This window comes from Aquificaceae bacterium (assembly GCA_037481935.1).
Lineage (GTDB): Bacteria > Aquificota > Aquificia > Aquificales > Aquificaceae > Pampinifervens.
On record JBBFKQ010000007.1, the window covers coordinates 37,229 to 61,769 of the forward strand.

22 protein-coding genes, 1 other RNA gene and 1 pseudogene are annotated in these 24,541 nt (G+C 48.8%); 16 read left to right on the forward strand and 8 right to left on the reverse strand.

Features of this window, described 5'->3' with window-relative positions; all coding sequences use genetic code 11:
* Both WHS43_07010 and WHS43_07015 read left to right on the forward strand, forming a co-directional pair.
* Complete coding sequence (locus WHS43_07010; GenBank protein MEJ5339388.1) at nucleotides 1-705, forward strand: hypothetical protein; 705 nt, start codon at nucleotides 1-3, stop codon at nucleotides 703-705.
* Nucleotides 706-1,321: 616 nt separating this feature from the next.
* The gene (locus WHS43_07015; protein ID MEJ5339389.1) at nucleotides 1,322-1,675 is read left to right on the forward strand and encodes a nucleotidyltransferase domain-containing protein; all 354 of its coding nucleotides are present in this window, start codon (nucleotides 1,322-1,324) and stop codon (nucleotides 1,673-1,675) included.
* Here the strand turns inward: WHS43_07015 and WHS43_07020 are convergent.
* Genes WHS43_07020 through obgE form a run of 3 tightly spaced genes read right to left on the reverse strand, consistent with a single transcriptional unit; the run spans nucleotide 1,672 to nucleotide 4,469 of the window.
* The gene (locus tag WHS43_07020; GenBank protein ID MEJ5339390.1) at nucleotides 1,672-2,541 is read right to left on the reverse strand and encodes an AEC family transporter; all 870 of its coding nucleotides are present in this window, start codon (nucleotides 2,539-2,541) and stop codon (nucleotides 1,672-1,674) included. The genes WHS43_07015 and WHS43_07020 overlap by 4 nt on opposite strands.
* Entirely contained in the window at nucleotides 2,534-3,469 is a 936-nt protein-coding gene (locus tag WHS43_07025) for a DNA double-strand break repair nuclease NurA (GenBank protein ID MEJ5339391.1), read from the reverse strand. Before WHS43_07025 ends, WHS43_07020 begins: the two co-directional genes overlap by 8 nt.
* Nucleotides 3,402-4,469, reverse strand: coding sequence for a GTPase ObgE (gene obgE / locus WHS43_07030; protein ID MEJ5339392.1), 1,068 nt, complete (start codon nucleotides 4,467-4,469; stop codon nucleotides 3,402-3,404). Before obgE ends, WHS43_07025 begins: the two co-directional genes overlap by 68 nt.
* A 22-nt stretch (nucleotides 4,470-4,491) precedes the next feature.
* On the opposite strand from obgE, the gene uvsE reads away from it, so the two are divergent.
* The 7 genes from uvsE to WHS43_07065 all read left to right on the forward strand — a co-directional run bounded on the left by uvsE (nucleotide 4,492) and on the right by WHS43_07065 (nucleotide 12,348).
* A complete protein-coding gene (gene uvsE, locus WHS43_07035) occupies nucleotides 4,492-5,379 on the forward strand; it encodes a UV DNA damage repair endonuclease UvsE (GenBank protein MEJ5339393.1) in 888 nt (295 codons plus the stop codon).
* Nucleotides 5,366-7,051, forward strand: a complete 1,686-nt coding sequence (uvrC, locus tag WHS43_07040; protein ID MEJ5339394.1) for an excinuclease ABC subunit UvrC — start codon at nucleotides 5,366-5,368, stop codon at nucleotides 7,049-7,051. The genes uvsE and uvrC overlap by 14 nt, the downstream gene beginning before the upstream one ends.
* 46 nt (nucleotides 7,052-7,097) lie before the next feature.
* Nucleotides 7,098-9,074 (forward strand): aconitate hydratase, encoded by a 1,977-nt coding sequence (locus WHS43_07045; protein ID MEJ5339395.1) that lies wholly within the window; start codon nucleotides 7,098-7,100, stop codon nucleotides 9,072-9,074.
* A 6-nt stretch (nucleotides 9,075-9,080) separates the two neighbouring features.
* Nucleotides 9,081-9,527 (forward strand): hypothetical protein, encoded by a 447-nt coding sequence (locus WHS43_07050; GenBank protein ID MEJ5339396.1) that lies wholly within the window; start codon nucleotides 9,081-9,083, stop codon nucleotides 9,525-9,527.
* A 10-nt stretch (nucleotides 9,528-9,537) separates the two neighbouring features.
* Nucleotides 9,538-10,542, forward strand: a complete 1,005-nt coding sequence (locus WHS43_07055) for a malate dehydrogenase (protein MEJ5339397.1) — start codon at nucleotides 9,538-9,540, stop codon at nucleotides 10,540-10,542.
* Nucleotides 10,523-11,368, forward strand: coding sequence for a fumarate hydratase (locus tag WHS43_07060; GenBank protein ID MEJ5339398.1), 846 nt, complete (start codon nucleotides 10,523-10,525; stop codon nucleotides 11,366-11,368). Before WHS43_07055 ends, WHS43_07060 begins: the two co-directional genes overlap by 20 nt.
* Before the next feature lie 143 nt (nucleotides 11,369-11,511).
* Nucleotides 11,512-12,348: a DUF4382 domain-containing protein gene (locus WHS43_07065; GenBank protein MEJ5339399.1), complete on the forward strand. Its 837-nt coding sequence runs from the start codon at nucleotides 11,512-11,514 to the stop codon at nucleotides 12,346-12,348.
* A 36-nt stretch (nucleotides 12,349-12,384) separates the two neighbouring features.
* Here WHS43_07065 and WHS43_07070 read toward each other — a convergent pair whose 3' ends face one another.
* Nucleotides 12,385-13,254 (reverse strand): hypothetical protein, encoded by an 870-nt coding sequence (locus WHS43_07070; protein MEJ5339400.1) that lies wholly within the window; start codon nucleotides 13,252-13,254, stop codon nucleotides 12,385-12,387.
* A gap of 76 nt (nucleotides 13,255-13,330) precedes the next feature.
* Nucleotides 13,331-14,365 carry a CoA-binding protein gene (locus WHS43_07075; GenBank protein ID MEJ5339401.1) on the reverse strand — a complete coding sequence of 345 codons (1,035 nt, stop codon included), beginning with the start codon at nucleotides 14,363-14,365 and terminating at the stop codon, nucleotides 13,331-13,333.
* Nucleotides 14,366-14,399: 34 nt separating this feature from the next.
* On the opposite strand from WHS43_07075, the gene WHS43_07080 reads away from it, so the two are divergent.
* Nucleotides 14,400-14,819, forward strand: a complete 420-nt coding sequence (locus tag WHS43_07080; protein ID MEJ5339402.1) for a lytic transglycosylase domain-containing protein — start codon at nucleotides 14,400-14,402, stop codon at nucleotides 14,817-14,819.
* A 5-nt stretch (nucleotides 14,820-14,824) separates the two neighbouring features.
* Entirely contained in the window at nucleotides 14,825-15,742 is a 918-nt protein-coding gene (argF, locus tag WHS43_07085; GenBank protein ID MEJ5339403.1) for an ornithine carbamoyltransferase, read from the forward strand.
* Here argF and glmS read toward each other — a convergent pair.
* A complete protein-coding gene (glmS, locus tag WHS43_07090) occupies nucleotides 15,729-17,507 on the reverse strand; it encodes a glutamine--fructose-6-phosphate transaminase (isomerizing) (protein ID MEJ5339404.1) in 1,779 nt (592 codons plus the stop codon). The genes argF and glmS overlap by 14 nt on opposite strands.
* 18 nt (nucleotides 17,508-17,525) lie before the next feature.
* On the opposite strand from glmS, the pseudogene trmFO reads away from it, so the two are divergent.
* Nucleotides 17,526-18,824, forward strand: a pseudogene (gene trmFO / locus WHS43_07095) (FADH(2)-oxidizing methylenetetrahydrofolate--tRNA-(uracil(54)-C(5))-methyltransferase TrmFO).
* 14 nt (nucleotides 18,825-18,838) lie between these two features.
* Nucleotides 18,839-18,936: signal recognition particle sRNA small type (gene ffs, locus WHS43_07100), an RNA gene on the forward strand.
* Here the strand turns inward: ffs and WHS43_07105 are convergent.
* Entirely contained in the window at nucleotides 18,925-20,223 is a 1,299-nt protein-coding gene (locus WHS43_07105; GenBank protein MEJ5339405.1) for a TrpB-like pyridoxal phosphate-dependent enzyme, read from the reverse strand. The two genes, ffs and WHS43_07105, sit on opposite strands and share 12 nt — an antisense overlap.
* A 22-nt stretch (nucleotides 20,224-20,245) precedes the next feature.
* On the reverse strand, nucleotides 20,246-20,800 hold the full coding sequence (locus WHS43_07110) for a TetR/AcrR family transcriptional regulator (GenBank protein MEJ5339406.1): 555 nt from the start codon (nucleotides 20,798-20,800) through the stop codon (nucleotides 20,246-20,248).
* A 69-nt stretch (nucleotides 20,801-20,869) separates the two neighbouring features.
* Here WHS43_07110 and WHS43_07115 point away from each other — a divergent pair, with 69 nt between their 5' ends.
* Genes WHS43_07115 through WHS43_07125 form a run of 3 tightly spaced genes read left to right on the forward strand, consistent with a single transcriptional unit; the run spans nucleotide 20,870 to nucleotide 24,537 of the window.
* On the forward strand, nucleotides 20,870-22,837 hold the full coding sequence (locus WHS43_07115; protein MEJ5339407.1) for an ATP-dependent helicase: 1,968 nt from the start codon (nucleotides 20,870-20,872) through the stop codon (nucleotides 22,835-22,837).
* Between the two features lie 7 nt (nucleotides 22,838-22,844).
* Complete coding sequence (locus WHS43_07120) at nucleotides 22,845-23,567, forward strand: hypothetical protein (protein MEJ5339408.1); 723 nt, start codon at nucleotides 22,845-22,847, stop codon at nucleotides 23,565-23,567.
* Between the two features lie 28 nt (nucleotides 23,568-23,595).
* Entirely contained in the window at nucleotides 23,596-24,537 is a 942-nt protein-coding gene (locus tag WHS43_07125; GenBank protein ID MEJ5339409.1) for a bifunctional phosphoglucose/phosphomannose isomerase, read from the forward strand.
* Nucleotides 24,538-24,541: the final 4 nt, after the last annotated feature.

A 24,541-nucleotide genomic window follows, 5' to 3' on the forward strand; every position in this document is an offset into this window, starting at 1 on the left:
ATGCTTAAAATAAACGTAGACGCAGAAACAAAAAATATAAAGCCCTCGGGAAACAGTAAACTTGGAGAGGATGGCAGAAGGTGGGATACGGTCTTCTGTCATCATATAGACTGCAACGCATTGTCAATCATGTCAACAATACTTCCAATACCGCAAGCAACGCTTGGTTTAGAAAATAACAGATGGGAGGCGCTTTACACAAAGGTGGTGTCTGCTGAAAATGTGCAAGCGGATAGCCTGCAGAGTCGGGAGGTTTCCACAGAAAACATATCAGGTCAGCAGATACAAACTCAAACGATTATATGTGAAAGTATGCAGACAGACACAGCATCGATAGATAACATTAGCTCACAGACAGCATCGATAGATAACATTAGCTCACAGAACGTATCTTCAAGCAATATTACCGCACAGACACTTTCTGTAAACAATATTACCGCACAGACACTTTCTGTAAACAATCTTAATGCAAGTAGCTCACTGTCTTCATCCAACATCAATACCACGAACATAAATGTGTCGTATGAAGCTCATATATATAGCTGTATAGTGCACTACTATTTCAGATCACCTCATATCGTGTTTCCAAACGGCTGGAGTATAGCCCCCTCTGGCAACGGTCTGGCTTTCTATGACTCAAGTGGTTATGCTGTTCTTATAGTAAGAAATGACGGCATATGGTTCAACGGTCAGAAAATAAAATAGCAGATGGGGTCGGATTTTTGACCACAGAGCCTCACGAGAGGGTGGGAGGGAGAATATGCATTTTTGCAATGATTGTAATTTTGCATAATCTTTGAGAATGCGAGAGGGGGGGTTGGTGGGGGGAGGGAAAATACAAATTTGTCGCATTGTGCGACTTTTTTGTATTCTTTGAGATTGTTAATATAATCTGCCAGAGACAGCCTCACTTTCTAAAATCCTTGAGAGACAAAGCTTTTGTGAAATTGTTAATATAATCTGCCAGACCTAAAAAAGTCATAGAAAGCAGAAAAGTAAGGAATAGCAAGGCTTTCAGAAAATGCGGGAGTGTTGCAGAATTTCTGAAAAACTCCACTTCTAAAAACAACGGAAAAACCTATACTTAGAAATATACTTGCAACACCCCCACACACTCTCAAAATTTTTCAAAAATTCTGCAACAGCCTCAGCAGATTATATTAACATTGCTTTCAAGTGCTTGATAATTAAGGCTTTCCCGCTATGTCCCATTATGTCCCGCTATGTCCCGCAAACAAGAGGGTTGTTGCAGAATTTCTGCAAAATTACAGTGCACCTTACGAACATTTCACAGAAAGGCAGGCAAGGGAGGCAATAGAGCATGCCAGTAAGATCCTTGAGTTCGTCCGTCATCAGATGGGTCTCTAAAGAAGAGGTTGAGAAGGCTCTCAGAGAATGGGCTCATAAGGTGAGGTCAGAGCACCCAGAGGTGCTCAGGGTGGGATACTTTGGTTCTTATGCGAGGGGAAACTGGGGAGTAGGAAGCGATGTGGACCTTCTGCTTGTGGTCTCTGAAAGCAAAGAGCCCTTCATCAGAAGACCTCTCGCCTTTGATACCACAGAGCTTCCAGTTCCGGCTGACCTGCTGGTTTACACAGAAGGAGAGCTGGACAAACTGAAAGACACAAGGTTTTACAGAGAAGTTCTTCAGAAGGAGGTGGTGTGGCTCTTTTAGAGCCTCTGTAGAAGGTAGGCCCACAGGGGCACGCCCAAAAAGCTAACTATAATTCCCAGTCCTGCGCTGGCAAAGGCGAGGTTGTGGTTAAGACCGTATTTCAGGACCAGCACGCTGGCGGTTATCATGGTGGGCATGGCGGACTCAAGCACTGAGACCCTGTAGGCGGTCTCGCTCAGTGGAAAAAACTTCAGCACAAGAAGGGCAAAGAGGGGAGAAAGGAGCATTTTAGTGCCCATGGCAATCCCAAGAAGTTTCAGGTCTCTGCCCATGCGTGAAAACTCAAGAGATAGGCCTAGGGAAAAGAGGACAACAGGAAGCAAAGATGCCACAGAAAAGTCCACAAACTTCCACAGGGACGCAGGCAAATCATAGCCTCTCAGGGCAAAGCCAGAAATAAGCCCCAGAAAGGGCGGGAAAAGGACTATAGACTTTATGTCAACCTTTCCGCTCACTATGAGAAAGCCCACAGAGGATACAGCCAGAAAAGAACCCACGCTGTCGTATATGACCGCATACTTGAGACCTTCCTCTCCAAAGTATGAAAAGCTGTAGGGATATCCCAGAAAGGCTGTGTTCCCAAAGGCGGAGACCATCATAAGAGTTCTCAGGTTGACTCCATCAAGCCTCATCAATCTGCCAAGCGCGTAAGAAGAAAGAAGGCAAAAGGCTATCACAAGCCATGCACCAGCTCCCACAAGGAACACCTCTCTGGAGAGCCCCAGGCTGTGGGCGGTCTTGAAGCTAAGAAGTGGAAGGGCAAAGTAAAGCACGTAGTTGACCAGAACCCTTGAGTGCTCCTCTGAAAAAAGCCCAAGCCTTTTGAGCGTGTAGGCAAGGCTCACAGTCAAAAAGACCTCAAGCATAGAAAAAGCTCTCTATCTGCCTCCTTATTATGCGGTAGGGTCCGAGGTGAAGCCTGAGAAACTTCTCAAGTCTTCCTATGGGCAGGAGGTTCTGGGGTGACCTTCTGTCCTGAAAGGACTGACTGGCAAAGAGGGGAAGAACCCCTGCCGAGAGGTCTGCAAGTCTTTTCACCTCGTCAAAGTCTCTTCTAAAGACTTCTACTCTGGCAAGTCCATGTATTCCCTCGTGCTCACTGAGCTTTACATACCATGTGTATTTATCCACCTTTTCTTTCTCTTCCTGCTTCTGCTGGTAATGAGTCTTTATTATGGGGCTCCTCTGCCCTGGGCGGAGGGAGTAAAGAAGAGGTAGGTAGGAGCTTTCCATGTAAAGTCTCTTCATGCCCTTTACAAAACCAAGAAAGGGAGTGTTCTTCAACCTGTAGCTAAGCGTGCCATCACACACCACAAGGCTGTCCTGAACCCTTTTGTAAACATGAAGAGCCAGTTTTGCCTCAAGCTCTTCCTTCATGTATCTGTTTACTTCCACAGATATCTCACCTTCAACAGGGTATGGTCTGAAGCCGAGCACTTCTTGCAGGAGGGCACCCTTTTTGTGGACCAGTAGCCTCTCTATTTTGCTAAGTAAAAGGGCTTCTCTCAGCAGGTTCATTCTTCCGTATTCTATCCTCAAGGCACCTGCACCCAGTGATAGAAAGGCACCTTCGAAGCTCTCTCCCGTTTCTTCGTCTCTTATGTAGGCAAGGCACTCTGTGCGTCTCACACCATCTATAAACACAAGGCTGAAGCTCTCAGGCAAATAGCCCTCATATACCTTTGGCTCCTCTGCAAAGTCGGCAAACTGTTCTGACTCCTCCATCTCAACTGGTTCCACCTCCTGCGGTTGCTGGGGGCTCAGGGATACTCTGTATTTTCCCAGAACTTTCATATTCCATATCCTCCAGATTTTTGCCTATCAGGTATTTTAGCTCATTGAGGTTCTCACCGGTCACAGCAGATATGGCTATGAAGGGATAGCCCTTTTTTTCAAATTCCCTTCTGAGAATATCAAGGTAAGACCGGTCCGAAAGACCATCTACTTTGGTTCCCACCACCAGCTGCGGCTTTTTCATGAGCTCAGGGCTGTAATTCTCCATCTCTTTGCAGACGGCTTCAAAAGCCCTTATGGGGTCTTCGGTCCTTCCATCCGATATGTCCACAAGGTGAAGCAGTAGCCTCGTCCTTTCTATGTGTCTGAGAAACTCATGACCCAGCCCCCTGCCCTGACTTGCACCCTCTATCAGACCGGGAATGTCTGCCAGCACCACATGCCTTTCCTCGTCCAGATCCATCACACCGAGCACCGGAGACAGGGTAGTGAAGGGATAGTCTGCTATCTTCGGTCTTGCCCTTGTGAGCTTTGAGATGAGGGTGGATTTGCCTGCATTGGGAAGGCCCACCAGACCTACATCCGCTATGAGCTTTAGCTCAAGGACAAGCCATCTTTCTTCTCCCCTTCCCCCCTTCTCTGCATACCTTGGCGTCTGGTTTGTGGGAGTGGCAAAGTGGGCATTGCCCCTTCCACCCCTTCCACCTTTTGCCACCACGCACCTCTGCCCGTCCATGAGGAGGTCGCAGAGCACCTGCCCCGTCTCCGCATCCATCACCACGGTGCCTACGGGCACCTCTATTATCAGGTCTTCTCCGTCCCTTCCCTTCTGATTTTTACCCCTGCCGTGCTCCCCTCGCTGGGCCTTAAAGTGTGCCTGAAACTTAAAGTCATACAGAGTGTGCTTTCTGGAAGTGGCAAGCAGAACCACATCTCCACCCTTCCCGCCATCGCCACCCGCCGGTCCTCCAAAGGGTCTGTATTTTTCCCTCAGAAAGGCGACCGCTCCATTGCCACCATCTCCTGCCTTAACGTGAATTTTCACCCTGTCAACGAACATAGGGAAAAAGTATAATTCCCCTGTGTTTGAACTCAACGGTTTTAGAGTTGGCTTTTTCTGCTCCACCGCAGATGGAAAGATAACCACCAACAGAAAGTTCAGGCTTGCAAACCTGAGCTACGAGAGGGTAATGGATGCTGTGGAGAAAAACCTTGAAGACTTCAAAAGGCTTCTTGACCTCTCCCTGTCTCTCGGCTGTGGTATATTCAGGCTTGGCTCGGATATAGTGCCCTTTGCCTCCCACCCCTTCTTCAAAAGGGAGTGGCTAAAGCCCATAGGGGAAAGGCTGGAGGAGTTCTCAGAGGTTTTAGAGGAATACCCAATAAGAATAACCATGCACCCGGGGCAGTTTGTGGTGCTGAGCTCTCCAAGAAAAGAGGTGGTGGATGCATCACTGAGGGAGCTGGAGTATCACTTTTGGCTTCTTGATAGGCTGGGGGTTGGAGAGGAGGGTGTGGTGGTAGCTCATGTGGGTGGAGTATACGGCAGTAAGGAGGAAAGTCTGCACAGGTTTAGAAGGCTTTTGAGGGAAAACCCCTGGCTCCACAGGAGGCTCGCCGTTGAAAACGACGAGAGGCACTACACGGTGAGAGACCTTCTGGATGCAGAGCTTGGACTGCCCATAGTCTTTGACTACTATCATCACACCCTCAACCCCTCAGAGTTTGACCCTCAGGAGGTGCTCAGTAGCTGGAGGGGGCGAGTGCCTGAGTTTCACCTCTCTTCCAGACCTGAGGGGAAACACCGCTTTGGCGAGCACGGCGACTGGGTCAGGCTTGAGGACTTTCTCAGCCTTGTGCACATGTTTGGTGGCAACAGGATTGACCTTGTGCTGGAGGCAAAGCAGAAGGAGAGGGCAGTGGAAAAGCTCCTGAGAGAGCTATATATTTACTCTGATGCTGAGCCTTGAAGAGCTCCAGAAAGCTCCCGAAAAGCCTGGTGTATACATCTTTAAGAAGGGAAAAAAGCCCATATACATAGGAAAGGCAAAAAGCCTGAGAGACAGACTTGTCCAGCACTACAGACTGGCGGAGAAGGACAGCAAAGAAAGAGCCATAATAGAGAACTCTACCAGTGTGGAGTGGGTAATAACCAGAAACACCTTTGAAGCCCTCACCCTTGAGGTAGACCTCATACAGCTCCACAAACCCCGATACAACGTGCTACACAAGTATGGAGGCGGATACCCTCTACTTCTCATAACGGAGGATGCCTACCCCACCGTAAGGGTAGTCAGAGGCACAGAACACGCAGGACAGCTCTTTGGACCTTTCTTTAGCGCATCAAAGGCAAAGAGGGTGAAGAGACTTATCCACAGGGTTTTTAAGCTCCGCACCTGCGACCCCATGCCCATAAGAAAAGAGCCCTGCATGGACTATCACCTTGGACTCTGCTCAGCACCCTGCTGTGGTCTTATAGACAGGGACGCTTACAGGCTTTCTGTAAGGTCTGCTGTAGCTCTCCTTTCGGGGGAGGTGAGCGGAGTTCTGGAAGAGCTCTACTGGAGAATAGAGAAGGAAATGCATTCGCTCAACTTTGAAAGGTGTGCCATGTTGAGAGACCAGATACAGGCTCTTGAAAACCTTTCAAAGGGTCAGAAGGTTTCTGGTCTGGCTTATGGCAGTGCAGACATACTATACACCATAGGCAGGGTTCTTGGCATATTCCTCATAAGGTCAGGCAGGCTTGTAGACAAGCAGGTCATAACTCTGGAGAAGGAAGAGGAGCTTGAGGAATTTATCCTTGGTTTTTACTACTCAAGCCCTCTGCCTCAGAGCCTTGTGGTAAACTTTGAGCTCTCTGAGGAAGCCCTCTGGTGGCTATCGCAGAGGGGGAATTTTGAGCTGAAGAGAGATATAGACCAAGAGCTTGAGGAGCTTATTGAGGAAAACCTTGGAGAACACCTTGACCCGGCGGTTCTCAGAGATGAGTTTCACAGAATTCTCAGCATTCCACTGCCCGAGAGGATTGAAGGCTTTGACATATCTCACTTTTACGGAGAATACACTGTGGGCTCCTGCGTGGTGTGGGAGATGGGGGCGATGAACAAAAAGGGCTACAGAAGATACAGGGTCAAGAACTTTGAGGGCATCGACGACTACAGGGCAATGGAGGAGGTGCTCACAAGAAGGGCAAGGAGGCTCAGAGAGGGCGAAGAGAGGATGCCAGACCTCTGGCTGATAGATGGAGGCTACGGACAGCTAAGAGTGGCGGTAAGGGTCAGAGACAGGTTCTCACTTCCCATAAAGGTCTACGCTCTGGCAAAGGAGGAAGAGATTCTTATATCTGAGGAAGGGAAGGAAATAAGGCTATCACAGTATCCTGTTCTCTACAGGGTCTTTGGTCTTATAAGAGACGAAGCCCACCGCTTTGCCCTCACCTACAACAGAAAGTTAAGACTCAGGGAAGGCATCAGCGATGTGTTAGACAGAATAAAGGGCATAGGAGAGGCGAAGAAAAAACTCATATACAGAAACTTTGAAAACCTTTACGAATTTCTGAAAGCTGACGACAGAACACTCAAAAGGTTGGGCATCAATCCCAGTGTCAGACAGGAGGTGGCAAGGTATCTTCAACAGTAGTCAGAAGGTTATAATATAAATCATCACTTTTTGACAGGAGGCACGCATGGCAAAGGGAACGGTGGCTTATAAAATACTTCAGAACCACCTCGTGAGCGGAAGGCTTATCCCCGGAGAGGAGATAGCCATCAAGATAGACCAGACGCTCACTCAGGATGCCACGGGTACCATGGCATACCTGCAGTTTGAGGCAATGGGAGTGGACAGGGTAAAGACAGAGCTTTCTGTAAGCTACATAGACCACAACATGCTCCAGACGGACTTTAAAAATCCCGATGACCACAAGTATCTCATGAGCGTGGCAAAACGCTACGGCATATGGCTTTCAAAGCCCGGCAACGGCATATGCCATCAGGTGCATGTGGAGCGATTTGCAAAGCCCGGCAAAACCCTGCTTGGCTCAGATTCGCATACACCCACCTCCGGTGGTGTGGGTATGATTGCCATAGGTGCAGGGGGACTTGATGTGGCTGCCGCCATGGCAGGTGAGCCTTTTTACCTGAAAATGCCGAAAATAGTAGGTGTAAAGCTAACGGGTAAGATGCCCCCATGGGTTACTGCAAAGGACATAATCCTTGAACTTCTGAGGAGACTTACCGTCAAAGGTGGAGTGGGAAAGATTTTTGAATACTTTGGAGAGGGTATAAAGGAGCTCTCTGTGCCTGAGAGAGCCACCATCACCAACATGGGAGCAGAGCTTGGAGCAACCACATCTCTCTTTCCCTCTGATGAAATTACCAGAGCTTACCTGCGGTCCCAGGGCAGAGAGGGAGACTGGATGGGGCTTCTGCCAGAGCCAGATGCAGAATACGACGAGGTTATTGAGATAAACCTTTCGGAGCTTGAGCCCCTCATAGCCTGTCCACACTCTCCCGACAATGTCCTGCCCGTCAGAGAAGTGGAGGGCACAAAGGTAGACCAGGTGGTCATAGGCTCCTGCACCAACTCTTCCTTTGTGGACCTCACACGGGCAGGGCTAATGCTCAGAGGTAAAAAGGTGCATCCGGACGTGGTATTTGCTGTGGCACCCGGCTCAAAGCAGGCTCTTGAACTCATAACTCAGAACGGGGTGCTTTTGGACTTTCTCAAAGCAGGAGCGAGAATCCTTGAGAGTGCCTGCGGCCCCTGCATAGGCATGGGCTATGCTCCACCAAGCGGGGGTGTTTCTGTGCGTAGCTTTAACAGGAACTTTGAGGGAAGGTCTGGCACGCCCGACGCAAAGGTCTATCTGGCATCTCCAGAGGTATGCGTGGCTGCGGCCATCGCGGGAGAGATAGTAGACCCCAGAAGGCTGGCAGAGAGGGAGGGCATTCAGTGGGTCAGGGTGGAAATGCCCGAAAAGTTCCCATACGGAGATGAAGCCTTTATACCGCCACTACCGGAGGAGGAGGCAAGAGAGGTAGAAATATACAGAGGTCCAAACATAAAGCCCCTTCCGGAGTTTGATGAGATGCCCGAGGGCATAATGGGAGAGGTAAGCCTTATAGTGGGGGACAACATCACCACAGACCACATCATGCCTGCAGGTGCAAAGATACTTCCTCTCAGGTCTAACATATACGCCATAAGCGAGTATGTGTATCACTATGTGGACCCGGAGTTCGTCTCAAGGGCAAAGAAGGTAAGGGATGAGAAGGGCAAGGCTAGCATCATAGTGGGCGGAGAAAACTACGGACAGGGCTCTTCCAGAGAGCATGCGGCTCTGGCTCCCAGATTCCTTGGGGTGCGTGCGGTCATTGCCAAGTCCTTTGCAAGAATTCACCACGCAAACCTTGTAAACTTTGGCATAGTGCCCCTTGAGTTTGTGGATAAGGAAGATTACAACAAGTTCTCCCTTGGAGACGAGATAGAAATTCCAGAAATTGCAGAAAGGCTCAGGGCTGGGAAGGAAGTTTTGGTCATAAACAGGGCCACGGGAGAAGAGATAGTGTGCAGATACAACCTTACCCCAAAACAGGTGTCCGTGCTTCTGGCAGGAGGGCTTCTTAACTGGATAAAGAACAAGCAAAAGGTGGAGGTATAACCTGCTGTGAAGGTGTGGTTTATTGCCTTGACAATTTGCCTTGCGTCGGTGGTGCAATCAAAAGAGGTGCCTTTTACTCTTGAAGACAGGGACAGGCTTATTCAAATAGAAACTGAGCTGAAAGCCCTGAGTAAGAGCGTTGATGTAAGGTTTGATGAAGCTAATAGGAGAGTAGATACAAGGTTTGATGAAACCAACAAGAGAATAGACGAGATAAACCGTAAAATAGACATGCTTTTTAACTTTCTGTGGATAATCAGTGGGGTTTTTACCACTATAACGGTTGCCACTATCGGCTTTGCCATATGGGACAGAAGGACTGCTATTAAACCTCTTGATGATAGAGTTAGAAAAATTGAAGATAAGGAGAAGGTTTTCATTGATGCACTGAAAAAGCTGGCAGAGAGGGACAGGGAACTTTTTGAACTTCTAAAAAAATACAACCTTTTGTAGGAGGTAGGCTATGAAACTGCGTAAGGTAGTTTCTGTTGTAGGTGCTGGGAATGTGGGGGAGCACACTGCCAGTCTTCTGGCTCTGAGGGGTCATGTGGACGTGCGCATGTTTGACCTGCCAAAGAGGGATGGGGAAAAGGTCATTGAACCAGTTAAGGGTAAAGCACTCGATATTCAGCAGATGCTTTCCGCTCTCAACATAGATGGAAGAGTGGAGGGCTATTCAGTCTCCCCCGAAGGTGAAGGCTATGAAGCTCTCAAAGACAGCGACCTTGTGGTGATAACCGCAGGCTTTCCGAGGCGTCCGGGCATGTCCAGAGAGGACCTCCTGGACAGAAACATATCCATCCTCTCTGTTATAGCCAGCAAGATAAAGGAGTATGCACCAGAAGCCATAGTTATCGTGGTCACAAACCCAGTGGACCTCATGACCTACGCCGTCTACAGAATACTTGGCTTTGAGAAAAACAGGGTGATGGGTATGGCTGGCGTGCTTGACTCTGCACGTTTCAAAACCTTTATATCAAAGGAGATAAGAATATCACCCCAGGATATAAACGCCTATGTGATAGGCGGACACGGCGATGAGATGGTTCCTCTTATATCCATCTCCAACGTGGGAGGAATACCTTTAAAGGATATGCTTCCAAGGGAGAAGATTCAGGAACTTATAAAAAGGACACAGTTTGGCGGGGGTGAGATAGTGGACCTTATGGGAACATCTGCCTATCACGCACCCGCTGCATCCATAGTGGAGATGGTGGAAGCCATAGTGACCGACAACAAGAGAATCCTTCCCTGTTCTGTATACCTTGATGGTGAGGTGGGGCAGTATTACGAGGCGGAGGGGCTGTGCGTGGGTGTGCCAGTAAAACTTGGCAACAACGGAGCCGAAGAAATCATTAAAATACCCATGATAGAGGAAGAGCGTAATATGTGGAAGAAGTCTGTGGAGTCCGTAAGGAAGAACATAGCAATCGTGGAGGAGCTTTTAAATGCGAGAAGTGCACTATGAGCAGATAGTTGAAGCTGTCAGGCGTATTGCCATAAAGGCAAACTATGAGCTTCCTGAAGATGTGGAGCTCGCCTACCAGTCCGCACTCAGGAGGGAAGAGTCTGAGCTGGGGCGTGAGGTCCTTCAGCAGATTCTCCTCAACATAAGGGCTGCCAGGGAAGAGCAAGCAGCTTACTGTCAGGATACGGGTGTGGCAGTGGTCTTTGTAGAACTTGGACAGGAGGTGCATGTGGTGGGTGGCTCTCTTGAGGACGCCATAAACGAAGGAGTAAGAAAGGCTTACACAGAGGGGTATCTCAGGGCTTCCATGGTCTACGACCCCGTTTTTGAAAGGAAGAACACAAGGGACAACACGCCTGCGGTAATTCATTACAGGGTTGTGCCGGGAGACAGGCTAAAGCTCACCTTTGCACCAAAGGGTGCAGGCTCGGAAAACACCTCAAGGCTCGCCATGCTAAAGCCCGCCGACGGCTGGGAGGGCGTAAAGAGGTTTGTTCTTGAGACGGTCAAACTGGCGGGACCCAACGCCTGCCCACCCTTCACCGTGGGTATTGGTATAGGGGGCACTTTTGAATACTGTGCCCTTCTGGCAAAGAAGGCACTTTTAAGACCGGTGGGAGAAAGGAGCTCAGACCCGGTGGCAAGAAGGATAGAAGAGGAACTCATAGAGGAGATTAATAAGATAGGCTGGGGACCCATGGGCTTTGGTGGAACGGTTACTGCGGTGGATGTAAAGGTGGAACTCTACCCCTGCCATATAGCCTCCCTACCGGTGGCAGTCAACATCCAGTGCCACGCAAGCAGGCACGCAGAGATAGAGCTGTGAAGTATATTCTTATTCTGGCTTTTATAGGTCTAATAACCGTGCTTTTTTTGAGTGGGATGGCTTTCAGAATGTTGAGGAGGAGGATTTCATAAAGATTTCAGATTTAGAGCGTAGATTAAAACACTCATTAGAGGAGGGTTAAAATGAAAGGTTTGTGGCTGAAAGCTTTTGTTTCCTTTGCTTCGTACAGTCTTATATCCTCATGTGGTGGGGGTGGGGGAGGTTCGCCCACCATTAGAGCTGACCTCTACATTACAGACGCTCAGGAGAATACCTATCAATCGGTGATTGTCAGGATTTATGAAATCAACCTCTGCTCAGACAACGCATGCCAGAGCAAGATAAACCTGTTTACAAACCAGCAAGGCGTGGAAATTGACCTGAAGAGGCTTGAGAACGTCATGCAATACCTGAACACAGGGGATATACCACAGGGCACATACAACAGGCTTGAAGTGATACTTGACAAGAATCTCAGTGTAGATAATAACCCTGCACAGTTTAATTCAATAAGCCAGACAAATAAACCTAACACCGTTTACTGCCACGCTGATAATAAATGCCACATAAGGTTTAACGGCATAGTTCAGCCTTTTTCAGTGGGAAAGTTTGCTGTGGATTTTGACCTCAAACAATTTCAGATAAATCAGAATACAAGTCCATGGACTGTTACTGACCTTCTTATGAAACCCCTCACTCCTGCGGAGGTGGGTAATAGGGGTTTTGTTCTTTTTCTGACGGTCAATAGCATGGGAAATGACAGTTTTACAGGTTCCTGGATGAGTCGCACTTATACAGTTAGCTTAAATCAGAGCACTACCTGCAGTATAAACCATACCTTTTACTCCGGACAGCAGTGTTTGCAGCACCTACAGAGAGACATGTGTTATATGGTCAGGGTGCGTCAGGATCCTTCAGCTTACACCTCCCTGATAGCTTCTGATATTTCATCCGCACCTCAAAGACTCTGTGTAAGATGAAAGGACCCGCCTCAACGGCGGGCTCGACTAGATATTTCAGGGCATGGGGCAGGGTATCTGTATTGCCACCTTCAAGTGTATGCCGTAGTATGGATAGTAAGGTACTGTCGCAGTCCAGGACTGGCCTGTTGCGTTGTATTTGAACTCAAACTGACCCGGAGCTGGGTTTCTTGCGGGAGGAGTGGTGCTATAGCCTTGTATGTGGAGGCTTTCATTCCATAGACCACCATACTCATCACCATAGGCAAAATAGACACCAGCGTTGAGCTGTATCCTTATGTCCACATAACCCGCAGAAGCTGAGGGTGATATGGTTACAGTCCCCACGTTAATGGTCTGTGCTGCAAGGAGATTGTATGTCTGAGTTCCACCAGTATAGTATACATACATTGCCCAGTTGCCTTTTGTAACGTACCTTGTCCCCTGAGCCCAGGCTGTTTCTATCTGATAGCAGGCTCTTGGCATAGGGTTCCAGCAAAAGGTTATGTGGCTTATTTCAAAGGGTCTGCCAGTTCTCGGATTTATAGGAGACATGAGGTTTGTGTCATAGAATACTTGCGGGTCATATTTGTAGATGTTTGCATAAGTACCACCCTTTACTATAACTGCGCCTATTGAGTTTGGAGAGGCAGACCAGTCAAAACCTGTTCCGCTATAGTTGGAAATGGTTATGTTGTTTGAATGACTGTCGGGAAAAGTAGCAGTGTATGTGCCGTTAGCTGGAGGGTCAATCTTATATGAATACACGTAAGGTATACCAGTATATGCGGTTGCCTGCTGACACTCAAAGCCTGCGTTACCAGATTTCCAGTCTGGCACAACTATGGGCTCAACAGATGCAGCATAAACAGCACCCCCAAATACATAGGCTAATACCATAACTAATGCGTAAAATAACTTTCTCATGGTTACACCTCCTAAAGTTTAATCTAATGGAGGTTGGAGTCTAGGCAATCCCCTTCACGAAAATTTCACGAAGGACTCACCCTCTAAACTGACATGTTTCCTCATCAATGGTAGAATACAGTGGCTTTACCCTTCCCTCTGGCGTTGTGTCCTCAAAGTCTCTGGGAACCCCCAGCTCCTCTATGCAGTGCACAAGGTCGTGGTAGAACTCCGCCACCTTTACAAGCCCTGTTATCTTGCCCACCTCGTTGAAAGCCCTTATCTTATCAGTAGCCTTGCCCTTGCCCCTTTCCACTATGGCACCTGCGTGTCCAAAGGAAACACCTTCCAGCTTTTCCTGAAACCTCCCTGCCACAAAGGCTGCGACGGGCTTGTTCCACCTGCCCTCTTTCCAGAGCCTCAGTATGGTCTCTGCCGCCTGCTCCTCGTAGGAACCTCCCACCTCACCCTGAATTATTACACCTTTAACGTTGGGGTCATCCGCTATGTTCTCAAGGGCGTCCGCAAAGGTGGTGCAGGATATGACATCTCCACCCAGAGCAAGAGCCATGTAAACTCCCCATCCCCTGCGCTTGAACATCTCGGCAGTGGTTGTGGTCAGACCTCCGGATTTTGAGAGTATCACAAGACCACCCTTCTCATAGGCTATGGAAGGGTTTTTGCCACCTATGGCTCCGATTCTTGCAGGAACCCAAGGGATCATACAACCAAGGGATGTGGGACCCACTATGATTGTTCCCCTCTCCTTAGCGTAGTGGTAGAAATACACCGTATCCCTTATGGGCACGTGCTCGGTAATTATGAATATGACCCTTATGCCCGCATCAACCAGCTCTATTACTGCGTCCTTGACAGAAGCTGGCGGCACGTATACTATGCCTGTGTTTATCTCCGGATGCCTATGCAGAGCCTCTCTTACTGTGTTGTATACGGGCTTGCCCGCCACCTCAGAGCCACCCTTACCGGGAGTGACGCCCGCCACCACAAAGCCCGGGTAGAGGGCTTCAGACTCCGCCACCACCTGAGAAGCTTCTCTTCCGGTTATACCCATTACTATTATTCTCGTTTTGTCGTTGAGGTAAACAGTGCCCACATTCCAGTTTTTTTCCATTTTTTTAACCTCCACAAAATTGTATGATTATTATATGCTACTTCTGGTCTTTCTGCTTCTGTTGTCCTCCAGCTCCTTTGCCTTCTTCCACTGCTTTTTTGATGCGGGCAAAAGGTATGGCCTTGACCCCGTGCTTCTTATATCTATAGCCAGTGCGGAGAGCAACTTCAATCCGAGGGCTATAAATGTAAACACAAACGGGACGAGAGATTACGGCATCATGCAGATAAACTCCTTCTGGCTTGAGAGATACAGGATACCCAGAGAGTGGATTTTTGAACCCTGCTACAACATTCACTTCGGTGCCATGGTGCTAAGAAGGTGTATGGATATCCATTCCAACATCTCCCTAGCAGTGGACTGCTACAACAAGGGAAGCAAGGCGAAGGGGCACGGTGCCTATGTGGAGAGGGTTTTCAGGAATTACAAAAAATACTACACTATGTTAAAATAGGTGAGATGAAAAGGAACTTTGTGGACCTCTGGGAGATAAGTCCTGAGGAAGGGTGGAGCATACTTCAGGATGCTCTTAACATAAAGAGGGGGTTTGACAGAGAAAAATATCTCCAGGGAAGGAACATAGCCCTCTACTTTACTAAGCCCTCTACAAGGACCAGGGTCTCCTTTGAAGTAGCCATAGCACAGCTTGGTGGAAACTCCATATTCCTCCATGAGGAGAGCCTTCAGGTTTCAAGGGGTGAGGACCTGAGGGATACTGCAAGAACCCTTTCAAGGTATCTGGATGGAGTTGTGATAAGGACTGACTCTCACAAAAAGCTGGAGGAGTTTGCCAGACATTCAGAGGTGCCCGTCATAAATGCCCTCACAGACATGGCACATCCCTGCCAGATACTGAGTGATATATTTACCCTTTATGAGACCTTTGGGGAAGACATGCAGAGTATAAAGATAGCCTACGTGGGAGATGGAAACAACGTATGCAACACATGGCTGGTGGGTGCAGGACTTTTTGGTCTGAAACTCTTCGTGGCAACGCCTGAGGGTTATGAGCCCAGCAGTCTATACTATCAGGCTGGTGAAGACCTCTGCAGGATAACAGGGGGAAGCATATACCTGACAACCAATCCTATGGAAGCAGTGAAGGATGCCCATGTGGTCTACACAGACGTGTGGGTGAGTATGAACCAGGACAGAAAGGAGGAAAAGCTCCAGGCTCTAAGACCTTATCAGGTAAACGCCCAGCTCCTCTCCTACGCAAGACCCGATGTGAAAGTAATGCACTGTCTGCCCGCAAGAAAGGGAGAGGAGATTACAGAAGAGCTCTTTGAGGCTTATGCTGACTTTATCTTCACACAGGCAGAAAACAGATTACACACTCAGAAGGCGCTTCTGAAGTTTCTCTTCACTCCACAGTGACCGTCTTTGCAAGGTTTCTGGGCTGATCCACATCAAGCCCAAGATAGTCTGCTATGTAGTAGGCAAAAAGCTGAAGGGGAATTACGGTGAGGAAGGGTGTAAAGTCCCCTTCCACTGCCGGCACCTCCAGCAGGCTCTCGCAGAGCTCTTTTAGCTTTGTATCTCCCCCAAAGCCTACCCCTATGACTCTGCCCTTTCTTGCCAGAACCTCCTCTATGTTGGAGATGGTCTTCTCGTATACCCTGTCTCTTGGAGCTATGGCAACCACAGGCATGCGTTCGTCTATGAGTGCTATGGGTCCGTGCTTCATCTCTCCTGCTGGGTAGCCTTCCGCATGTATGTAGGATATCTCCTTGAGCTTGAGAGCTCCTTCAAGGGCGATGGGATAGCTGAGATACCTGCCCAGGTATATGGCATTCTTGTAGTCCGCATACTTGAGGGCTGTTTCTCTGACCTTTTCTGAGTCTGAAAGTATCTCCTCCACAAGGTGGGGCACTTTGAGGAGGTTTTCCATGAGCTTCTCTCTCTTTTCTGAATGGCTGACCGCAAGTGCATACAGGACGGCGAGCTGCGCGGTAAAGGTTTTTGTTGCTGCAACCCCTATCTCCGGTCCTGCGTGAGTATACAGGCTATAGTCAGACTCCCTATCAAGGGCACTGCCTATCACGTTTACTATAGAGAGAAGGGTTGCACCCTTTTCCTTCATGGCAAGGGAAGAAAAGCGGGTGTCTGCGGTCTCTCCCGACTGGGAGATGGCAATAAGAAGGTCTCCCTCTCCCACAGGGCTGTCTGAGTATCTCAGCTCTGAGGCATACACCAGCTCAACGGGCACTCCTGCGTATTTCTCAATCCAGTATTTGCCTACAAGTCCGGCGTGGTAAGAGGTTCCGCAGGCAACCACCAGAACTCTCCTGTAGTCTCTGAGGTTTATGGGCAGTTCGTAGCTTCTTGATATGTAGCCCCTTATGGTGTCTCCCAGGGTTCTGGGCTGTTCAAATATCTCCTTTAGCATAAAGTGCTTGAAGCCCCCCTTCTCCGCAGACAGCACATCCCAAGGAACGTGCATTATCTCCTTTGTCAGGAGGTTGCCCTCAAAGTCGTATATGAAAAAGCCATCCGGTCTTAGGTCCACCACCTCACCGTCGTTAAGGGGTATCACATCTCTTGTGAAGGGCAAAAGCGCTGGAATGTCTGAGGCTATGAAGTTTTCTCCTTTACCTATTCCCACCACTAGCGGGCTTCCGTATCTTACCGCCACTATCCTGCCGGGTTCTCTCGTGCTTATTACCGCAAAGGCGTAAGCCCCCTTCAGCCTTTTTATAGCTTTCAGGACAGCCCTGAGCAGGTCGCCCTCATAATTCAGAGAGATAAGATGAACTATGGCTTCTGTGTCCGTCTGGGATTTGTAATCTACGCCTTGCCTCTGGAGCTCTTCCCTGAGCTCTCTGTAGTTTTCCACTATACCGTTATGAACTACCGCAAACTCACCCTTGCTGTCCACGTGGGGATGGGCGTTGAGCTCGCACACCTCCCCGTGAGTTGCCCAACGAGTATGACCTATGCCCGCAGTGGCTTTTAGCTCTTTTCCCCACAGGCTTCTGACAAGCTCTCTTATCTTACCCACCTTCTTCTCCACGTAGAGCCCGCCGTTCTCTATCAGGGCAATGCCAGCAGAGTCGTAGCCTCTGTATTCAAGCCTTTCAAGTCCCTGCAGAAGCACGAGAAGCGCCGGGTTTGAACCTGTGTAGCCCACTATCCCACACATGCCTAAAATTATAAGGCTATGGAGGAAGTCGTAGTAGTAGGTGGAGGTCTTGCTGGTTCAGAGGCAAGTTTCAGGCTTGCAAGCATGGGTGTTAAAGTCCTTCTGTATGAGATGAGACCAGTAAAGGGAACGCCCGCCCACAGAACGGGAAGGTTTGCAGAGCTTGTATGTAGCAACACTCTTGGCAGTATGGAGCTCACATCGGGTGCAGGGCTTTTGAAGGCTGAGATGGAGCTTCTTGGCTCTCTGGTGGTGGAAGCTGCAAAGGAGGCCTACGTGCCTGCGGGGACAGCCATGGCGGTGGACAGGGAGGTCTTTTCAGAATACATAACACGCAGAATATTAGAGCATCCCAACATAAGGCTCATAAGGGAAGAGGTGAAAAAGGTCCCCAGGGACAGAATCGTCATAGTTTCCTCTGGACCCCTCACCTCAGAAGCCCTTGCGGAGGACATAAGAGAGCTCGTGGGCTTTGATTACCTTTACTTTTACGATGCTATCGCTCCCGTAGTGGAGGCGGAGAGCGTGGACTTTTCTAAGGGCTTCTGGGCTTCTCGCTATGGAAAGGGAGGTGATGACTACTTTAACTGCACCCTTACGGAAGAAGAATACAGGGTTTTTTACGAGGAGCTTCTCAGGGCTGAAAAGGTTCAGCCAAAGGACTTTGAAAACCTCGTCTACTTTGAAGGCTGTATGCCCATAGAGGAGCTGGCAGAAAGGGGCTACAAAACGCTTCTTTTTGGACCCATGAAGCCCGTGGGGCTTGTGGACCCCAGAACGGGGAGGCAGCCCTTTGCAGTGGTTCAGCTAAGAAAGGAAAACAGAGAGGGGACTCTTCTGTCTCTGGTGGGCTTTCAGACCCGCATGACCTACTCAGAGCAGAAAAGGGTCCTCAGGCTCATACCCTGTCTGAGAAATGCAGTCTTTGTAAAGCTGGGTTCCATGCACCGCAACACCTTTATCCAGTCCAACAGAGTTCTGACACCTTTCCTCAACATGAGAAAGCACGAAAACATCTTCTTTGCTGGGCAGATAACGGGCGTGGAAGGCTATGTGGCCTCCGCAGCCACGGGCATATTGGCTGGCATAAACGCAGGAAGGCTCGCAAAGGGCAAACCCCTTGTAGTTCCCCCAGAGGAGACCATGCTTGGCTCACTGGTGAGATACATAACTGGTAAGGATGGCAGGCTTCAGCCCATGTCGCCCGTGCTGGGACTTCTGCCTCCGCTGGATGCGAAGGTAAAAGACAGGCAGGAAAGGAAAAATATGCTCGCAGAGAGGGCTATAGGGGTCATGCAGGAATGGGCAAGGCTCGTAAACGAGGATATAATTATAAATAGCCCCGCAACGGGACAGGGTTGAACCCCGCCAGGCCCGAAAGGGAGCAACGGTAGGCCCGCCGTCTCGGGTGCGGGGTTTATGTATCTGCAAGCTCACCTCTTAAAAACATATCGTAAGCGTTAAGGTCAAAGTAGCCATGTCCAGAAAGGTTAAAGAGAATAACCTTTTCCTCTCCCGTTCTCTTGCATTCAAGGGCTATGTCTATGGCCTTCTTTATGGCGTGGGATGACTCTGGGGCTGGCACTATGCCCTCAGTTCTTGCAAAGGTCAAAGCGGCTTCAAAAACCTCCCTCTGTTTGTAGGCTGATGCAGATATGAAGCCTTCCTTGTATAAGAGGCACACAAGTGGTGCATCGCCGTGGTATCTTAGCCCGCCCGCATGTATGGGTGGTGGAACAAAATCATGACCAAGGGTGTACATCTTTATCAAGGGCGTAAGCCCAACCGTGTCTCCGTAATCATACCTATATTCACCCTCTGTTAAGGTTGGGCATGCCTTTGGCTCCACAGCGATAACCTCAAGGTTTGGCCTTTCTCCAGTTATCTTATCCTTTAAAAAGGGAAAGGCAAGGCCCGCAAAGTTGCTACCACCTCCTATACAACCTATCACATAGTCTGGGTGGTGGCCAGCCATCTCCATCTGCATCTTTGCCTCAAGGCCTATTATGGTCTGATGTAATAGCACATGATTGAGAACGCTTCCAAGGGAGTATTTGGTGTTTGGCGTGGAAAGGGCCCTTTCAATGGCCTCGCTTATGGCTATACCAAGGCTTCCGGGATGCTCGGGGTTTTCATCGTAGAACTTCCTTCCCGCCTGAGTGAGGGGACTTGGTGAGGGAACAACCTTTCCACCCCAGGTCTCCATAAGTATTCTTCTGAAGGGTTTCTGGTTGTAGCTCACCCTTACCATAAAGACCTCACACTCAAGCCCAAAGAACTGGGTTGCAAAGGAAAGGGAACTTCCCCACTGACCTGCACCCGTCTCCGTGGTTAGCCTTTTTACGCCCGATATCTTATTGTAATAGGCCTGTGCCACTGCCGTGTTGGGCTTGTGGCTTCCCGGCGGTGAGACGCTCTCGTTCTTGTAGAATATCTTTGCAGGCGTTCCAAGGTATTCCTCAAGGTTTTTTGCCCTGTGAAGGGGTGTAGGTCTCCATAGGCTGTATATTCTGAGAACTTCCTCCGGTATGTCTATCCACTCTCTGTCTGACACCTCTTGCTCTACTATAGGCTCGGGGAATATGGCAAGGAGTTTGTCGGGACTTACAGGTTGACCTGTCTGGGGGTCAATGGGTGGGTCAAGGGGCCTTGGAAGGTAGGGCACTATGTTGAACCACTTTCTGGGAATCTGGCTCTCCGAGAGAAGATACTTCATCTGCTCCTCCATAGAAAAAATTTTAAGCAAGAGCTTTCCATATCACTCCTGCTATCTCCTCTTCAAGACCCTCCTTTCTCTCTAAAAGCCCTGCCTCTACCAGCAGAAAGACCCTTTCCAGCGTTCCCACAAAGACTGCCAGTGCATACTCTTTCTTTATCTTTACCATGCCTTCCCTGATGCCTTCTTCTATTAGCTCAAGGACTGCATCCTTTGGGAGGGGGCTGAACTCTTTAACATCCTCAGCCCTTAGATAGTGAAAGAGATCAAGGTATTTAAAGGCTGAGGGATTTTCAAAGCAGAAGCTCAAAAAGGTATGAACAGTAAAGTAGAACTTTTCTCTGTAGCTTATAGGAGACCGAACTGCAGAAAGAAGTCTGTTGTAAAACTCCTCAGAATAAAGCCCAAAAAGGCCAAGAACTATCTCATCCTTGCTTTTAAAGTGCCTGTATATGGCGCCCTCTGTTATACCCACCTCTCTTGCTATGTCCTTTATGGTGGTCTCCCTTATACCCTTCTCTGAGAAGAGCTTGAGAGAGGCGTCAAGAATTTTTTCCTTTGTCCCCTTTCTACGCATAGTAAATCCTATTATACAATAGGTCAGTGGAAACTTGCTCACCTTTATTCCCTTATAATCAAAGGCAAAATGGAAAGACTAAACCCATCCCAGGAAAGGGCAGTCAGGCACTTTGGGAGGCCTCTTCTCATCGTGGCGGGTGCGGGCTCTGGAAAAACAAAGACCCTTGCCCACAAGGTGGAGTTCCTCATAAGGGAAAAGGGCATAAGCCCCCAGAGGATACTGGCTATAACCTTTACCAACAAGGCGGGGAAGGAGATAAAGGAAAGGGTTAAAAGGGTGGCAGGAGTTGAGCTTCCCTGGGCTGGCACCTTTCATTCGGTGGCTCTGAGACTTTTAAAGACAAAGGGCAAAAAGGTGGGCATAAGCCCGGGCTTTGGTCTTCTTTCCGAAGGAGACAGGAACCAGTTTATAAAAAGGCTGGCTCATTCCATGGAAATAAAGCCAGAAAGTTTCAAATCTTACATGGCACATAGACTGGAAGACCTCAGAGAACCCTACGACCAGAGACTTGAGCCTGCCCTGCAGGAATACCTGAGGCTTTTAAAGGAGATGAACCTTCTGGACTTCAGCACCCTAATGCTTTATCTGAGGGAGCTTCTTGATAAAAGCCCAGAGGTAAAAGAAGGCTTTGATTTCTTGCTTGTGGACGAGTTTCAGGACACCAACACGGTGCAGTATGAGATAATAAGGCTCTTTGCAAGAGAGAACGTATGCGTTGTGGGAGACCCTAACCAGTGCATCTATGAATGGAGATATGCAAGACCTGACAACATAATCCGCTTCAAGGAGGACTTTAATCCTGATGTGATAAAACTTGAATACAACTACAGGTCCGCACCACACATAATCCATGTGGCAAACGCAGTTCTCTCTTCCTCCTCTGCCACGTGGAAAGAGCTGATACCGACCCTCATACCCACAAGGCAGGAAGGAGAAAAGCCCGTGGTAAAAAGGTTTGAAATAGAGGAAGAAGAGGCAGTATGGATAGCCACAAAGATAAAGGGGCTACTTCAGTCCCACAGACCATCCCAGATAGCCATACTGGTGAGAGTGGGCTACATAACAGAGCCCATTGAAAGGGCCCTGTCTGGGATGAAGGTTCCCTACAGAATAGTGGGTGCGGTGAGATTCTTTGAAAGGGCAGAAGTCAGGGACGCACTGAGTTTTTTAAAGGTCTTACTCAACCCACAGGACAGGCTCAGCTTCTCAAGGGCTCTGGGGGTTGCCACAAGGGGCATAGGGGAGAAGACCATTGAAGCTATCTTTCAGGCTGGTAAGGGCAACTGCCTTGCAGGGTCTCAGCTCCTTTTAAAAAGCCTTCCGCAGGCAAAGGCGATGGAGCTCTACAGCTTTCTCCAGAGACTCTCAAGGCTAAACAAAAATCTTGCAGACTATCCTCAGGCGCTGGAGGATTTTCTGAGAGATTTAGACTTCTGGGAGTATTTAAGAGAAAGCTACAAGGATGCACAGGAGAGAGAGGAAAACGTAAAGGAGCTTCTCAGATACCTCAGGCAGAAGCACTCGGAAGGCTACGGACTTCAGGATTTGCTGGAGGAGGTGGATTTTCTGAGCGGTCAGGAGGAAGAGGAGGGTTCTGTGAAGATAATGACCATACATGCCAGCAAGGGCCTTGAGTTTGATGTGGTTTTCCTGCCAAGGCTTGAGGAGGGAATACTCCCCCATGAGAAGGTTCTTGAAAGTCAGGAAGAGCTTGAAGAGGAACTGAGACTCTTTTACGTTGCCATAACCAGAGCAAGGGACCTTCTCTTTATGACCTACACAAAAAGCTCAAAGCCCAGCAGGTTTCTATCATACATCCCCAAAAACCTTCTTGACCTTTCCGCCTTTGCAAAGAAAAAAACCAGCTACATGCCCGAGCTCAGAAGCGTAAAAACCTTCAGGGTCGGGGAAAGGGTCAGGCACGAGCTTTTTGGCGAGGGGGTGATAGTTGCCCTTGAGGACTCAAAGGCGGTGGTGGAATTCAAAAGGGGCAGGAAGAGCATACACACAGCCTTTCTGAAGCCCGTGGTATAATTAAGCTATGACAAAGACAAAGGTTGCATGGAGCATAACCCATCAGGAGTTCACCATAACGGACTATTACTACTTTTCCATACTCCAGAGGGAGGCTGAGAAAAGAGGTCTCATTGTTGATGAAGTTGACAACTGGGAAAAGCTCTCTGAATATCACACCATAGTCTTCAACTACCCCGAGATTCCCTTTACAGAAAAAGAAGCTCAGGATGTGGAAAGGTGGGTGTGGGAGCTTGGTAAGAAGGTAATTCTGCTTGGATACTACAAAAACGAAGACCATATAGCGGACACCTGCAACACCCTTGCAAGAAGGTTTGGCATGGAGCTGAACCCTGACGAGGTGACCGACGAGGTGAGCAACCATCAGGGAGACAGGTATTTTGTGGTTAGCTCAAAGATAAGAAGGTATAACAAGAACGAGAAGAACGAGGTGACAGTAAACCGCATAATGCTCGCCTGCAGTGCTTCCATAAAGCCCCTCATGCCCGACATAAAGGTGGTGGTGCGTGCAGAAGACACCGCCCAGTCCAACATGGGGCACTATACTCTCCTCATTGCGGAGCAAATCGCTCCCACGAGCGGTGGATACTTCTGCCTTGCAGGCACATGCGTCTTCTGGGACAACTACTCCATAACACTCTATGACAACCTTGAGTTTTCCATAAACCTTCTTAGACACACTCCACAGCTTAAAGTGGAAGGTGGAAAACAGGTTATATTAGAAGTCTGAAAATATTTTTTCAGCGAGGAGGGATGCCATGGATGCCCTGAGAATGCTGGAGGAATTTCCAGAGCAGTTTAGAAGGGTAGAGTGTAAGAGCATCAAGCCTGAGGAATACAGTGGAATAGTCTTCAGCGGTATGGGAGGGTCAGGCATAGTGGGGGACTTCATGAGGCTTTTTCTGAGAGGAGACAGACCTGTAGTGTCCCTGAGGGGCTATGACCTCCCACCCTTCGTAAAAGAGGGCTGGCTTCTTGTCTGCACCAGCTACAGCGGAAACACAGAAGAGACCCTGAGCACACTCCAGGAAGCCCTGAAAAGGGGGCTAAAGCCAGTATGTGTAAGCTCTGGCGGAAGACTTAAAGAGATAGCAGAGAGGGAAGGGCTGATGCACATTCCACTGCCCCAGGGCTATCCACCGAGATATGCCCTTGGCTTTATGCTTTCAGCTCTCATGTGCCTTTTTGGCATGGATGAATCTGTGGAAAGGCTCAGGGAGCATCTTATCAGACACAGGGAAGAGATAAAGTCACAGGCTCAGGATATTGCCCGCTCCATGTTTACATACATCCCCATAGTTTACGGAACGCCTCTTACTGAACCTGTAGCCTTCCGCTGGAAAACGCAGATAAACGAGAACTCAAAGACCCTCTGCTACAACGCCTTTCTGCCAGAGATGCACCACAACGAGGTGGTAGGTCTTGACAATGCTCAGATAAGAAACCTCTGCACCTTTACCCTACTATATGACCCTATGGACAATGATAGGATTCTCAAAAGGGTTGAAATAACCCGTCAGATATTTGAAGACCTTGGCGTGGTTCTGAAAGTGTTGTCAGGAAAAGGGGAAAGCCTTATGGAAAGGCTTCTGTATCTCACATACCTCGGGGACTGGGTCAGCCTCTACCTTGCAGAGCTATACAGGCAGGACCCGATACCTGTCAGGGTCATAGATTTTATAAAAAGGAGCATGTTATAATTAG

Excerpts from the sequence above, each read along its gene's own strand:
- WHS43_07010 (MEJ5339388.1), top strand. The coding sequence starts at position 1 with ATGCTTAAAATAAACGTAGACGCAGAAACAAAAAATATAAAGCCCTCG.
- WHS43_07015 (MEJ5339389.1), top strand. The coding sequence starts at position 1,322 with ATGCCAGTAAGATCCTTGAGTTCGTCCGTCATCAGATGGGTCTCTAAA.
- WHS43_07020 (MEJ5339390.1), bottom strand. The coding sequence starts at position 2,541 with ATGCTTGAGGTCTTTTTGACTGTGAGCCTTGCCTACACGCTCAAAAGG.
- WHS43_07025 (MEJ5339391.1), bottom strand. The coding sequence starts at position 3,469 with ATGAAAGTTCTGGGAAAATACAGAGTATCCCTGAGCCCCCAGCAACCG.
- obgE (MEJ5339392.1), bottom strand. The coding sequence starts at position 4,469 with ATGTTCGTTGACAGGGTGAAAATTCACGTTAAGGCAGGAGATGGTGGC.
- uvrC (MEJ5339394.1), top strand. The coding sequence starts at position 5,366 with ATGCTGAGCCTTGAAGAGCTCCAGAAAGCTCCCGAAAAGCCTGGTGTA.
- WHS43_07045 (MEJ5339395.1), top strand. The coding sequence starts at position 7,098 with ATGGCAAAGGGAACGGTGGCTTATAAAATACTTCAGAACCACCTCGTG.
- WHS43_07055 (MEJ5339397.1), top strand. The coding sequence starts at position 9,538 with ATGAAACTGCGTAAGGTAGTTTCTGTTGTAGGTGCTGGGAATGTGGGG.
- WHS43_07060 (MEJ5339398.1), top strand. The coding sequence starts at position 10,523 with ATGCGAGAAGTGCACTATGAGCAGATAGTTGAAGCTGTCAGGCGTATT.
- WHS43_07065 (MEJ5339399.1), top strand. The coding sequence starts at position 11,512 with ATGAAAGGTTTGTGGCTGAAAGCTTTTGTTTCCTTTGCTTCGTACAGT.
- WHS43_07070 (MEJ5339400.1), bottom strand. The coding sequence starts at position 13,254 with ATGAGAAAGTTATTTTACGCATTAGTTATGGTATTAGCCTATGTATTT.
- WHS43_07075 (MEJ5339401.1), bottom strand. The coding sequence starts at position 14,365 with ATGGAAAAAAACTGGAATGTGGGCACTGTTTACCTCAACGACAAAACG.
- WHS43_07080 (MEJ5339402.1), top strand. The coding sequence starts at position 14,400 with ATGCTACTTCTGGTCTTTCTGCTTCTGTTGTCCTCCAGCTCCTTTGCC.
- argF (MEJ5339403.1), top strand. The coding sequence starts at position 14,825 with ATGAAAAGGAACTTTGTGGACCTCTGGGAGATAAGTCCTGAGGAAGGG.
- glmS (MEJ5339404.1), bottom strand. The coding sequence starts at position 17,507 with ATGTGTGGGATAGTGGGCTACACAGGTTCAAACCCGGCGCTTCTCGTG.
- WHS43_07105 (MEJ5339405.1), bottom strand. The coding sequence starts at position 20,223 with ATGAAGTATCTTCTCTCGGAGAGCCAGATTCCCAGAAAGTGGTTCAAC.
- WHS43_07110 (MEJ5339406.1), bottom strand. The coding sequence starts at position 20,800 with ATGCGTAGAAAGGGGACAAAGGAAAAAATTCTTGACGCCTCTCTCAAG.
- WHS43_07115 (MEJ5339407.1), top strand. The coding sequence starts at position 20,870 with ATGGAAAGACTAAACCCATCCCAGGAAAGGGCAGTCAGGCACTTTGGG.
- WHS43_07120 (MEJ5339408.1), top strand. The coding sequence starts at position 22,845 with ATGACAAAGACAAAGGTTGCATGGAGCATAACCCATCAGGAGTTCACC.
- WHS43_07125 (MEJ5339409.1), top strand. The coding sequence starts at position 23,596 with ATGGATGCCCTGAGAATGCTGGAGGAATTTCCAGAGCAGTTTAGAAGG.